Annotated in this window: 14 protein-coding genes; 5 read left to right on the top strand and 9 right to left on the bottom strand. The window is 69.3% G+C overall.

The genetic code is table 11. From position 1 onward, the window contains the following. From ABD366_RS40255 to ABD366_RS40265, 3 genes are all read right to left on the bottom strand, one after another. On the bottom strand, positions 1-878 hold an 878-nt coding region (locus ABD366_RS40255), incomplete at its 3' end, for a calcium-binding protein (RefSeq protein ID WP_324769425.1). Positions 879-1,127: 249 nt separating this feature from the next. Further along, positions 1,128-1,661: a GNAT family N-acetyltransferase gene (locus ABD366_RS40260; protein WP_324769426.1), complete on the bottom strand. Its 534-nt coding sequence runs from the start codon at positions 1,659-1,661 to the stop codon at positions 1,128-1,130. Between the two features lie 157 nt (positions 1,662-1,818). Next, positions 1,819-2,244: an SRPBCC family protein gene (locus ABD366_RS40265; RefSeq protein ID WP_324769427.1), complete on the bottom strand. Its 426-nt coding sequence runs from the start codon at positions 2,242-2,244 to the stop codon at positions 1,819-1,821. Between the two features lie 225 nt (positions 2,245-2,469). Between ABD366_RS40265 and ABD366_RS40270 the strand changes: the two genes are divergently transcribed. Continuing rightward, entirely contained in the window at positions 2,470-3,813 is a 1,344-nt protein-coding gene (locus ABD366_RS40270; protein ID WP_324769428.1) for an epoxide hydrolase family protein, read from the top strand. On the opposite strand, the gene ABD366_RS40275 is transcribed toward ABD366_RS40270, so the two are convergent. Then, complete coding sequence (locus ABD366_RS40275) at positions 3,791-4,711, bottom strand: alpha/beta fold hydrolase (protein ID WP_324769430.1); 921 nt, start codon at positions 4,709-4,711, stop codon at positions 3,791-3,793. The genes ABD366_RS40270 and ABD366_RS40275 overlap by 23 nt on opposite strands. 108 nt (positions 4,712-4,819) lie before the next feature. Beyond that, on the bottom strand, positions 4,820-5,905 hold the full coding sequence (locus tag ABD366_RS40280) for an alpha/beta fold hydrolase (protein WP_324769431.1): 1,086 nt from the start codon (positions 5,903-5,905) through the stop codon (positions 4,820-4,822). A gap of 226 nt (positions 5,906-6,131) precedes the next feature. Here ABD366_RS40280 and ABD366_RS40285 point away from each other — a divergent pair, with 226 nt between their 5' ends. From ABD366_RS40285 to ABD366_RS40295, 3 genes are all read left to right on the top strand, one after another. Continuing rightward, positions 6,132-6,326 (top strand): hypothetical protein, encoded by a 195-nt coding sequence (locus ABD366_RS40285; RefSeq protein ID WP_324769432.1) that lies wholly within the window; start codon positions 6,132-6,134, stop codon positions 6,324-6,326. A 4-nt stretch (positions 6,327-6,330) separates the two neighbouring features. Then, positions 6,331-6,525 (top strand): hypothetical protein, encoded by a 195-nt coding sequence (locus tag ABD366_RS40290; protein WP_324769433.1) that lies wholly within the window; start codon positions 6,331-6,333, stop codon positions 6,523-6,525. A 121-nt stretch (positions 6,526-6,646) separates the two neighbouring features. Continuing rightward, complete coding sequence (locus tag ABD366_RS40295) at positions 6,647-7,447, top strand: SDR family NAD(P)-dependent oxidoreductase (protein ID WP_324769435.1); 801 nt, start codon at positions 6,647-6,649, stop codon at positions 7,445-7,447. Positions 7,448-7,504: 57 nt separating this feature from the next. Here ABD366_RS40295 and ABD366_RS40300 read toward each other — a convergent pair whose 3' ends face one another. The 4 genes from ABD366_RS40300 to ABD366_RS40315 all read right to left on the bottom strand — a co-directional run bounded on the left by ABD366_RS40300 (position 7,505) and on the right by ABD366_RS40315 (position 10,369). Then, positions 7,505-8,095, bottom strand: a complete 591-nt coding sequence (locus ABD366_RS40300; RefSeq protein ID WP_324769436.1) for a TetR/AcrR family transcriptional regulator — start codon at positions 8,093-8,095, stop codon at positions 7,505-7,507. A gap of 64 nt (positions 8,096-8,159) precedes the next feature. Further along, positions 8,160-8,531 carry an SgcJ/EcaC family oxidoreductase gene (locus tag ABD366_RS40305; RefSeq protein ID WP_324769438.1) on the bottom strand — a complete coding sequence of 124 codons (372 nt, stop codon included), beginning with the start codon at positions 8,529-8,531 and terminating at the stop codon, positions 8,160-8,162. A 34-nt stretch (positions 8,532-8,565) separates the two neighbouring features. Beyond that, positions 8,566-9,279 (bottom strand): SDR family NAD(P)-dependent oxidoreductase, encoded by a 714-nt coding sequence (locus ABD366_RS40310; RefSeq protein ID WP_324769439.1) that lies wholly within the window; start codon positions 9,277-9,279, stop codon positions 8,566-8,568. Between the two features lie 151 nt (positions 9,280-9,430). Next, positions 9,431-10,369: a LysR family transcriptional regulator gene (locus tag ABD366_RS40315; RefSeq protein ID WP_324769440.1), complete on the bottom strand. Its 939-nt coding sequence runs from the start codon at positions 10,367-10,369 to the stop codon at positions 9,431-9,433. Between the two features lie 198 nt (positions 10,370-10,567). Between ABD366_RS40315 and ABD366_RS40320 the strand changes: the two genes are divergently transcribed. Beyond that, on the top strand, positions 10,568-10,882 hold the full coding sequence (locus ABD366_RS40320) for a muconolactone Delta-isomerase family protein (RefSeq protein ID WP_324769442.1): 315 nt from the start codon (positions 10,568-10,570) through the stop codon (positions 10,880-10,882). The last annotated feature ends 55 nt before the right edge of the window (positions 10,883-10,937 follow it).

The raw sequence follows: 10,937 nt of genomic DNA on the forward strand, positions 1-10,937 counted from the left end.
CAGCGCACGTCGACGTAGTCGGCGGACGAAGTCGCCGTGGACGCGATGCTGTTGCCCGGGTAGTAGTAGCGCCACGTGCCGTCGACCGTGGCGTTGACGGTGGTCTTCAGCGCGCCGGACGACGAGGTCTTCACCGTCTTGACCGTGCTGTACGTGCTGGAGCCGGCCTTCTTGAACTGCAGCTGGACGTTCTGGCTGCCGTAGCCGTAGTACTTGAGGTAGGTCCAGCTGATCATGCTGAGGTTGCCGGTCACCGTGATCGGCTTGCCCTTGGTCACCGGCTCGGGAGCGGCGTTGAAGGACTTGATCTGGGCGGCACGCTTGACCCAGTGGTTCTGGTACTGGGACCACTCGAGGCCGTTGTCGGCGTCCTCATAGGCAGCGGCGTACACGTTCCACTTGCCGTTCAGCGCGCTGTCGTAGATGTTCGTCTTGGGGTCGGCGGTCAGCACGACCTTGCAGGTGGCCGTCGTGTCGCTCCAGCGCTCGCAGTCCGTCGAGGGCTCGGTGCTGTCCGGGAAGATGAACCCGTCGTAGCCGTACTCGTCGTCGTAGAGGTCGGTGCCGTGCCACAGGAACGCCTGGACACCGTGGATGCCGGCGGGGTTGGTGGCCGTCACGTAGACGTTGAACTGCTTCTTCTGCGTGCCACCGACGACGACGTCCTTGCCGCCGTTGACGGTGACCTTCGTGATGTCGATGTCGTACACGTTCCGGGCCGACATCTTGCCCTGCGTCTCCGCCTTGTCGACCATGTACGGCTTGGCGGCCTCGGTGAGCGAGGGGGCGTCATCGGCCTGAGCGGCCGGAACCGCGAATGCGGTGAGAGCCAGGGCGCCGGACACGGTCGCGGCGGCCAGGCTGGCACGTATGCGCATAAATGCTTCCCCAGTTGAGAAGGTGCTCCGGTCCCGCGGGCCCCAGGGGATTCCTGTGGGGCTCCTGCGGGAGAAGGAGCTGCATCGATCAGATGAGTCTGTTGACTCAGGAGGTAGACCCGCGACACCGGTCAACGGTTGTACGAAACAAGAACTTTTCTCGACTTCGGGACCAAACTCGACTTCGGGACCGACTCGACTTCGGGACCGACTCGACCTCGCGACCGACTCGTCCGCGCCGCAGGTCTGTCACGAGCCGGAATCGGCCCACAGCATCTCGGAGTCGTGCACCTCGCCGGTCGGCGTCATACCCAGAGCCGCCGCGATGCCCTCCGAGGCCCGATGGCCCGGGGAAACATGCGCCACGCACCTCACCACTCCCTGGGTACGCAGCCACCCGGCCATGGCGACGGCGCCCTCCTTGCCGTAACCGGCCCCTTGGAAAGCGTGGCCGACGACCCACGCCAGCTCGGCCTCGACCCGGTCCGGGTGCGGCCGGTGGAGTGTGGCCTGCACCGTGCCGACCAGCCGCCGTGTGCCGCGGTCGCGCAACAGCCAGTTCAGCCAGCCGTGTTGCCCGTCGGGTGAATGCCCTACGACCTGGCGCCGGTAGCGCGCCTCCAGTTCATCCGGCGTGGGCGGAGCGCCGCCGATCCACGTGTGCAGCCGGACGTCGCCGAAGACACCGGCGGCTTCCGGGGCGTGCTCGACACTCAGCGGTTCCAGCCACAGCCGCGCGGAGTCGAGCGGGACGGCGCGGGGCCAGGAACGGGGTTCGGGCATGGGGGCGATCCTAGGTCGTGAGTGAGGTGGCCGCGGCCGACGGGGGAAGCCTGAGCCGCGGCCACCTCTTCCTGCCACCGGGGTAGCCAGTCGATCACCCGGGGGCAGGAGTCTTCGCGTTGCCGGCGCCGGAGCGAGGCGACGGCTGGGGCAGGCTCTAGGCGGCTGCCCGCAGCGGCTTGGAGAAGGACTTGCGCAGGGACGACGGGCCGACGAGGGGGAGCAGGGAAGCGAGTACCTTCCCCTTGAAGTCGCTGGGTGTGCGGGTGAGTTCGACGTCGACACGGGTGCCGTCGGCCTCGGGCGTCAGGTCGAAGACCCAGCCGCCGCCGGCTCCGAAGAGCTTGGACTCCAGGGTGGTGACGGTGACCTTGGAGTCGCTCCATTCGTAGCGTGCCCGCTCCCACGCGGCGCTCGTTCCCTCGGTCACCTCGGCCCAGTTCTCACCGAGCTCGTGCACCGTGAAGTGGTCGGCGTCGATGCTGGGCCAGACCTGCGCACGAGAGGCGCTGAAGTCGGTCAGCACCGCCATGGCCTCCGCGGGGCGCAAAGAGGAGACGAGGTGAAAGCGGACGACGGCCATGGGGATCCCCCTGTACAAGGATGCTGATGCCGGTAACCGGCGTGAACGGTGATAACTCTGCCGCGTTTTTTGTAACCTGTCAAGACGGTTATGAACGGCGTTCTCTCGGTCTCAGCTGAACACGTGTGCGTAATTCGGCCAAAGTGTAACGTCACGGTCTTGAAGGGTGCCTTCATGTGTTAGGTGTTTAGGGCAGGGTGTCACCGAGACAAGGAGTTCCCACGCATGAGCACGACCGGAGATCTGAACCCCACCGCAGGCCGTCGCCGGTTCCTGGGGCTGGCAGCCGGCGCCGTCGCCGCCACGCAACTCGGCCTACCCGGCCAGGCACAGGCACAGACACAGGCGCAGGAACAGACGGCATCAGGAGGCGCCGTCCCGTCGATCCCGGGCGTGCGCCCCTTTCGCATCAGGGTTCCACAGAAGGACATCCAGGACCTCAGGAACCGCCTGCGGGCGATCCGCTGGCCGGACCGCGAGCTCGTCCATGACCGTTCCCAGGGCGCCCAGTTGGCGAAGGTCCGCGCGCTGGTCGAGTACTGGGGGACCGGTTACGACTGGCGCAAGGTCGAGGGCAGGCTGAACGCGCTGCCGCAGTTCATCACCGAGATCGACGGGGTGGACATCCAGTTCGCCCACATCCGCTCACCGCACCCCGACGCGCTGCCGATGCTGATGACGCACGGCTGGCCGGGCTCGATCATCGAACTGCTGAAGATCATCGACCCGCTGACGAACCCGACGGCCCACGGCGGCCGGGCCGAGGACGCCTTCCACCTCGTCCTGCCGACGCTGCCCGGCCACGGCTGGTCCGGCAAACCGCGGACGACCGGCTGGAACCCGGCCCGCATGGCGACCGCACTCCACCAGCTCATGCAACGGCTCGGCTACCGCGACTACGTCTCCCAGGGCGGCGACCACGGCTCGATCATCGCCCAGATCCAGGCCACGCAGCGGATGAAGGGGCTGCTCGGCATCCACGTCAACATGCCGGGCACCGTGCCGCCGGACGTCCTGCGCCACCTGCGCAACTTCGACGCCGCGCCCCCGGAGCTGTCCGCGCGCGAAAAGGTCGCCTACGACCGGCTCCTGCACTTCTACCGCGACGGTTTCGGCTACGCGGCGATGATGAACCAGAGCCCGCAGACCATCGGGTACGCCCTCGCCGACTCGCCCCTCGCGATGGCCGCGTACTACTACGACAAGATCGCGGAGTGGACCGACTCCGACGGTGAGCCCGAGAAGGTGCTCTCCCGTGACGAGATCCTCGACGCCATCTCGCTGTACTGGCTGACCAACACCGGGGCGTCGTCATCGCGGCTGTACTGGGAGGGCACCCAGAGCGGCGGCGGCCCGTTCAACGCGGTCGACATCCCCGACGTCCCGGTGGCGGTCACCGTGTTCCCGCGTGAGATCTACCCCGCGCCGCGCAGCTGGGGCGAGCGGGCCTACGGCAACCTCATCCACTGGAACGAGGTCGACAAGGGCGGTCACTTCGCCGCCTGGGAACAGCCCCAGCTGCTGGCCCGGGAACTGCGCACGGCCTTCAGGCCACTGCGGAACCGGTAGCGGTCTCGCGTACGAATGCGAGGACCGCGGCGCTGAAGGCCTCGGGTTCCTCGATGTGGCCCATGTGCCCGCTGTTCTCCAGCACGACAAGGCGGGCGTCGGGGATCAGTTCGTACAGCTCCTGGGACCAGCGCGGTCCGCAGATCACGTCGTGCCGGCCCACCGTCACCAGGGCCGGCACCGCCAGCTCCTTGAGGGCGGCACGGTCGTCGATGGGGTCGGGGGAGAGGTTCTCGTCGAGTCCGGAGATGTAGGTGGCCCGCACGGCGTCACGGAACGGCGAGAAACGCTCCTCGTCGCCCCAGTAGTCCGCGAAGTACGACGGCAGCACGCCCTTGGCGACGGCCAGGGTCGAGGCGTCGTCGGTGATGTCGCCCATCGCGCCGAACGCGTCGAGCACGGCGGGGAGTCCGGGATGACCCGCGTGCGCGGCGGCGAACTCCCGCACCCGGGCGCTCGCTTCCTCGCCGTGCTCCGGTCCGGTCACCGGCGCACCCCCGTACAGGATGACGCCCGACAGCCGGTCGGCGCGGTACAGGGCGTGGTAGGCCGCGACGAAGGCGCCGTGGGAGTGGCCCAGCAGGTGCACGGCGGGCACCCCGAGGCGGTTGATCAGCACTTCCAGGAAGCGGCTGTAGCGGTCCCGGGTGTATCCGTGCGGGTGGGACGGGAGCCGCCCCGAGTCACCCGTGCCGACAGGTTCCACGTAGACCATGGTCAGGTGCCGCTCCAGCAACGGCATGCGCAGGTACTCCCAGAAGATGCCGGGGCCGCCGGAGTGTGCCACGCAGACGGGTCCCTCGCCGTACACGTGGTAGCGCTGGACGACACCGCCGAGCCGGAAGGTGTGGGTGCCGGGGGAGAGCGGGCCGGTGTCAGGGCGAGCGGGGCTGCTCATGGTGATCTCCGTGAAGTGTGGGGTGCGAGTGGGGGGTGTGGGGGCGGCGAAATGGGGTGTGAGGAAGCTGCCGGCCGGCAGCGACGCGGCGTGGGGGCGGTCGACGGGTCAGAAGTGGTCCACGTCGACGACGGCCTGGGCGAACGCGGTCGGCGCCTCCTGCGGCACGTTGTGCCCGACGGGAAGCGTGCGGTGCTCGTACTTCCCGGTGAACTTGGAGCGGTACCCCGATCCGTCGCCGGGCGCCGTGAACGGGTCGTGCTCGGCGTCGATGGTGAGGGTGGGCACCGCGATGGACGGGCCCCCGGCCAGCTTGTCCTCGTAACGGTCGTAGCGGCGTTCGCCCTCGGCGAGGTCGAGCCGCCAGCGGTAGTTGTGGATGACGATCGCGGCGTAGTCGGGGTTCTCGAAGGCGGCGGCCGTGCGCTCGAAGGTGGCGTCGTCGTACTCCCAGGTCGGCGAGACGAGCTGCCATACGAGCTTGGTCAGGTCGTGGCGGAGGTCCTTGCGCTCCATGGCCTTCTTGCCGCGCTCGGTGGCGAAGTAGTACTGGTACCACCAGGTGTGCTCGGCGGCCGGGGAGATCGGCTCCAGCTGCGTCTTGCGGTTGGTGATGAGGTAACCGCTCACCGACACCAGGGCCTTCACGCGCTCGGGCCACAGGGCCGCGAGGATGTCGCCGGTGCGCGTGCCCCAGTCGAAGCCGGCGATCACCGCCTTGTCGATCTTGAGCGCGTCCATCAGCGCGATGACGTCGAGGGCGATCACCGACTGCTGGGCGTTGCGGAAGGTCCGCGAGGACAAAAAGCGCGTGGTGCCGTGGCCGCGGAGGTAGGGGACGATCACGCGGTAGCCCTGGTCCGCGAGGAGCGGGGCGACGTCGACGTAGCTGTGGATGTCGTAGGGCCAGCCGTGCAGGAGGATGACCGCGGGGCCGCGGGCGGGGCCGAGTTCGACGTAACCGACGTTCAGCAGACCGGCCTTGACCTGCTTCAACGCGGGGAAGGACGTGTGCGTGCCGGGGGCGATCGCCGGCACGACGGGCACCTTGCCGCCGTGCCTGGAGACGCCGGAGGCGGTGGCGGAGCCGGTGGCGGAGGCGGCGCCGGAAACGCCCTGCAGCCCGGCCAGTGAGAGCGCTGCCGCGCCCGTGCCCAGGCCCATCGCCTTGCTGAAGGTACGCCTGTTGATCATGTGAACCCTTCCGTACGTCGTCTCTCGGCGGGGGGTGTGCGTCCACGCCAGGGTGGTAGGTGTGTGTCCGGCGTCGACTCTGGCACACCACGCAATCACCGGTCAAGACGGTTATGAACCTCTTCGAGTAACCTTCTTGACAGGTTATGGATGAGGGGGCAGGCTGAGTGTCATCCGGTGGCAGCAGGGTGCGGCCGGAGACTCGCGAAGTGGAAGGAGACCGGCCATGCACGAGGCAGCCACGACGGACGCCGCGGCGACGGTGCGGCGCGCACGTTTCGGCAAGCTCCCCGAGCGCATCCGCTACGAGGACATGACCCAAGAGGTGGAGACCGACCCGAACGCCAGGACGAAGTCCACGTACAACCCCGAGGGTGCGTGGAACTACTACTCGTGCCTGGCCCTGGACCTGGGGCTGTGAGCTCATGACCATGCACCCCTTCTTGCGCCTCTTCACCCCGGGGCGGCCGGGCAAGGACGAAGAGGCCCTCCGGGCTCTGCTGAGCCGAGTGAACTGCAACGACCGGCGCGAGCCCGGCCGGGAGGCGGCGGAGATCGAGGAAACGCTCAGGAGGGCGCGGCAGTCGGCGGGCACCGCCGGCCTCAGCCTCCTCCTCTGACCCGAGCACCCCCTCGGCGGAGTCGCCGCCGAGCATTAGAAGTCTACAGCTGTATACTTGCTTGTAGCGGCACACTTTCCCGGCCGTCACGGCCCGGGAAGTTCAAGCGAAGGACGTAGACATGAACCTGAATCTGACAGGGAAGCGCGCGCTCGTCACGGGATCGAGCGGGGGACTCGGCGAGGCCACGGCGAAACTGCTGGCGGCCGAGGGCGCCGCGGTCCTGATCCACGGCCGGGACAAGGAGCGCGCCGAGAAGGTCGCCCGGGAGATCCGCGAGGCGGGCGGCAGCGCCACCACCGTTCTGGGCGACCTGGCCGACGACGAGGCCGCCGCGGAGGTCGCCCGTGCGGCCACCGCCGACGGACCCGTCGACATCCTCGTCAACAACGCCGGCTTCTACCGGCATCTGTCATGGACGCAAGCGACCCCCGACGAGTGGCGCGACACCTACAACGTCAACGTGGTGTCGGGGGTGCGGATGATCCAGCACCTCGTCCCCGCGATGCGGGAGCGCGGCTGGGGCCGGGTGATCACGATCGGCGGCGGTCTCGCCTCCCAGCCGATGAACACCCACCCGCAGTACAACGCCACCCTGGCGGCCCGGCACAACCTCGCCGTCTCGCTGGCCCGCGACCTGAAGGGCACCGGCGTCACCTCGAACGTGGTCTCGCCCGGGGCCATCCTCGTCGAGGCCACCAGGGAACTCGTCACTCACATCGGTCCCGCCCGCGGCTGGGGCGACACCTGGGAGGAGATCCGGCCCAACGCCGTCGAGGCTCTCATCCCCAACGACCAGGAGCGCTTCGGCGAGCCGGACGAGATCGCGGGGGCGGTGGCGTATCTGTGCAGCGAGTACGCGCAGTACATCAGCGGAGCCACCCTCCGCGTCGACGGCGGGCTCATCCGCTCCGCGTTCTGAGAGCGTGGAGCCTGTCCGCGTTCTGAGAACGCGGAGCCTGTCTGTCTCCGACTCCGACTACTCGTCGGTGTCCCCCGCTTCCCCGGTGAGGGGCCGGAGCATCGCGGTCAGCAGCTCCGCGAGGTCCTCGTCGTCGGCGTCGGCGAGCGCGGTGGTGCCGACGACGGTGCGCAGCAACCACGTCCCGGCGACCAGGGCAAGGCCGAGCTGCGCCCGTACGTCCGCCCCGGGCCCCGGCAGCAGCCCTGCCAACCGGGCGCCCACATGCGTCTCGATGCCCTGGCGGAGGGCGTCCGTCGCCTCCGGGTCCGGCACCGAGCGCAGCATCAGCAGGAACGGGTCGAGACGCCCGGCGCCGGGACCGGTGCGCTCGGCGAGGGTGTGTGCCATCGCCCGCGGCAGATCCCGGCGCTCGTCGCCCACCACGGTCGGCGGCCCGAAGGCACGGTCCACGGCCTGGGCGAACAGCCGGTCCTTCGAGCCGAAGTAACGGTTGATCATCATGGCCGTCACACCCGCCCGTTCGGCGATCTGCCGCACCCCGGCCCGCGCATAGCCGTGCTCCGTGAACTCGACCACCGCCGCGGCGAGAATCGCCTCGCGCGTCGCGGCACCGTCACGCTTACGGGGAGGTTGCCCAGCATTCATGCACGGGAGCATACGTGGGCCCGGGGTGTGACGGGTGTGCCGTTCGGCGACGAGGCACACGGCGTCAGCCGAGGCGGGAGACCTGGTAGTGACCGAGGTACCAGCGGTCGTCCACGCGGGATGCCAGGACCGAGAGCTTGACGTCCAGCGGGGGCCGGTCGGTGAAGGAGAACTCGACGTCGAGGTAGCCGAGGACGAGGTTGTCGGCCGGGCGCCTGGTCTCCAGGATGCGGTACTCCGCCTTCAGGCCGGGCGGCTGGGAGTCGTAGTACGCGGCGACGCCCTTCCGCCCGACGCTGTAGGGGTGCAGCCCCTGGAAGACGGCGTCCTCGGTGAAGAGGGAGGCGACGCGCTCGGGCTGATGCGCGTCGACGGCGGCCTTCCACTCGTCGAGGACCGAGCTCAGGACGGCCTCGTCGTCCGGTGTGGTGGTCATGGTGTGCTCCTGGATGTGCGATCTGGCTGTCTGTTCAGTGCCCGGCGCTCATGCCGCCGTCGACGTGCAGGATCTCGCCGGTGACGAACGGAGCCGCCTCCAGGTAGAGCACCGCGTCGACGATGTCGCTCACTTCGCCCATCCGCCCCACCGGGTGCAGCGCGGCGAGGAACTCGTGGGTCTCCTCGCCGTGCATCGGGGTCTTGATGGTGCCGGGCGACACCGCGTTGACGCGTACGCCCCGCTTCGCGTACTCGATGGCGAGGGACTTGGTGGCGGACTGAAGACCGCCCTTGGTCAACGACGCCAGGACGGAGGGGACGTTGGAGTCCGCGTTGTCGACCAGGCTGGTCGTGATGCTGACGATGTGTCCGCCGCCCTGGGCGAGAAGGTGCGGGACGGCCTGCTGGGTGAGGTGGAAGAAGCCGGCGACGTTGATCCCCGTCACCGTGGCGAAGTCCTCGGCCGTGTAGTCGGTGAACGGCTTGGCGACGAAGATACCCGCGTTGTTGACCACGGTGTCGATGCGGCCGAACCGTTCGACGGCGGCGGTGACCACACGCTCCGCGGTGGCCGGATCGGCGAGGTCGCCCTGCACGGTGAGGACGCCGGCGTCGTCGGCCGGGGCGATGGTGCGCGAGGTGGCGACGACGGCGTACCCGAGCTTGCGGTAGGCCTCGACGAGGGCGGCACCGATGCCCTGCGACGCCCCGGTGATGACTGCGACCTTCTGGCTCTGAGTGCTCATGACGACCTGATTCCTGAAGCGGTGACCGGTCACTAGCCGACCGGTCGACTATTTGGAAAGTAGGCCGACGGAACAGCAACGTCAAAGGGAAGAAGGGGTTTTGGCGGGACCCGTTTCCTCCTGCCTGCGAGGCTCAGACTCGCAGCACAGGTCAGCCGGTGAGGGCGTGGGGATCGTCGGCCGGCAGCCAGGCGTCCGGTGCGTGGATCCCGACGTCGCCGACGCCGTCGCACAGCGCGTCGACGGCGGCGAGGACCCCGGCCCGGTCCTCGTTCTGCCGCCAGACCAGCGACCAGGTCCAGTACGGCTTCGGGGTGACGATCTCGCGGCGGACCAGATCCGGGGGCAGGGGAGTCAGCTGGCCCTTGGGGGAGTTGAGGACCGGGCGACGGCACCGGCGTACGTGGTCGAAGAAGGCGGGGCCGGTGATGGCACCGTCGGAAATGCGCACGGTGCGGGCCCCGGTGGCCTGCGCCAGCTCCTCGGCGTACACGTTCCAGGAGGCCCAGGAGGTGAGATCGTCATCGATCAGGACGTCGGTGTCCCGGGCCGCCACGACCGGTACGTCCCTGCTGTCGCCGCCCCTGGCGACCGCATGCAGCCGGTCGGCGCCGAGCAGCCGGGCCCGCACCCCGAGCCGGTCGAGGTCCTCGGTCCGCACCCAGCACACGGCCAGGTCCAGACTGCCGTCGGCGACCCGTGCGGCCTGCGTGTGCGAGGGCGCGACCCACGCGTCGACGTGCACCTGGGCCACCGCGGCCGTCCGTGACGTCAGGTCCGGCGGGAGCCAGTTGACGTAGCCGAGCCGTACCGATTCCGAGCCCGACAGCCGGCCGGCCCGGCGCTTGAGGTCGTCGGCCCGGGCCAGCAGGGCACGGGTGTCCGGGAGCAGGGCCGCTCCTGCCGGGGTGAGGGAGACCGAGCGGCGGTCCCGGTCGAACAGCCGGACACCCAGGTCCCGTTCGAGGGCCTTGATCTGCTGGGAGAGCGAGGGGCCGGCGATCCGGAGCCGCTCGGCGGCCCGGCCGAAGTTCAGCTCGTCGGCTACCGCGACGAAATACCGCAGCTGGCGCAGTTCCACCCGCGCCATGCTACGCGCGCTGGGAGGCTCTGCCTCTCAGAAGCGAGCAAGCCGGTCGTGGCATCGGTACCGGCCGCGGGCGCACGATGGGGGCCCGAACGGACTTCCGGCTGCTGCCGACCGACGGATTCCGGCTGCTGCCGGTCGACGGATCTCGGCTGCTGCCGGTCGACGGATTCTGGCTGCTGCCGGTCGAAGGAGAAGATCATGCGCGAGTTCCTGGTCGAGATCGTCACCACCATTCCCGAGGGCACCGGCCAGGACGAGGTCGACAGGCGGCGGGCCGCCGAGGCCGTACGCGCCGGGGAACTGGCCGCCACCGGCCACCTGGCCCGACTGTGGCGCCCCGTGGGTGAGTTGCGCAGCATCGGCGTCTGGCGGGCCGCGGACGAGGCGGAGCTGCACGAGAAGGTGCTCCGCACGCTGCCGCTGCACCCCTGGATGACCTTCGCCGTCACCCCGCTCGAACCGCACCCCAACGACCCGGGACCGGCCGGCGGCGTGGGTTCGAAGGTGTTTTAGAAGCTGTGTCACATCCTTTGATCGGTGACCTGCTGTGATGGCTGGGCAGGTTCGT

The sequence above is a fragment of the Streptomyces kunmingensis genome (genome assembly GCF_039533535.1).
Lineage (GTDB): Bacteria > Actinomycetota > Actinomycetes > Streptomycetales > Streptomycetaceae > Streptomyces > Streptomyces kunmingensis.

Excerpts from the sequence above, each read along its gene's own strand:
- ABD366_RS40260 (WP_324769426.1), bottom strand. The coding sequence starts at position 1,661 with ATGCCCGAACCCCGTTCCTGGCCCCGCGCCGTCCCGCTCGACTCCGCG.
- ABD366_RS40265 (WP_324769427.1), bottom strand. The coding sequence starts at position 2,244 with ATGGCCGTCGTCCGCTTTCACCTCGTCTCCTCTTTGCGCCCCGCGGAG.
- ABD366_RS40270 (WP_324769428.1), top strand. The coding sequence starts at position 2,470 with ATGAGCACGACCGGAGATCTGAACCCCACCGCAGGCCGTCGCCGGTTC.
- ABD366_RS40275 (WP_324769430.1), bottom strand. The coding sequence starts at position 4,711 with ATGAGCAGCCCCGCTCGCCCTGACACCGGCCCGCTCTCCCCCGGCACC.
- ABD366_RS40280 (WP_324769431.1), bottom strand. The coding sequence starts at position 5,905 with ATGATCAACAGGCGTACCTTCAGCAAGGCGATGGGCCTGGGCACGGGC.
- ABD366_RS40285 (WP_324769432.1), top strand. The coding sequence starts at position 6,132 with ATGCACGAGGCAGCCACGACGGACGCCGCGGCGACGGTGCGGCGCGCA.
- ABD366_RS40290 (WP_324769433.1), top strand. The coding sequence starts at position 6,331 with ATGACCATGCACCCCTTCTTGCGCCTCTTCACCCCGGGGCGGCCGGGC.
- ABD366_RS40295 (WP_324769435.1), top strand. The coding sequence starts at position 6,647 with ATGAACCTGAATCTGACAGGGAAGCGCGCGCTCGTCACGGGATCGAGC.
- ABD366_RS40300 (WP_324769436.1), bottom strand. The coding sequence starts at position 8,095 with ATGAATGCTGGGCAACCTCCCCGTAAGCGTGACGGTGCCGCGACGCGC.
- ABD366_RS40305 (WP_324769438.1), bottom strand. The coding sequence starts at position 8,531 with ATGACCACCACACCGGACGACGAGGCCGTCCTGAGCTCGGTCCTCGAC.
- ABD366_RS40310 (WP_324769439.1), bottom strand. The coding sequence starts at position 9,279 with ATGAGCACTCAGAGCCAGAAGGTCGCAGTCATCACCGGGGCGTCGCAG.
- ABD366_RS40315 (WP_324769440.1), bottom strand. The coding sequence starts at position 10,369 with ATGGCGCGGGTGGAACTGCGCCAGCTGCGGTATTTCGTCGCGGTAGCC.
- ABD366_RS40320 (WP_324769442.1), top strand. The coding sequence starts at position 10,568 with ATGCGCGAGTTCCTGGTCGAGATCGTCACCACCATTCCCGAGGGCACC.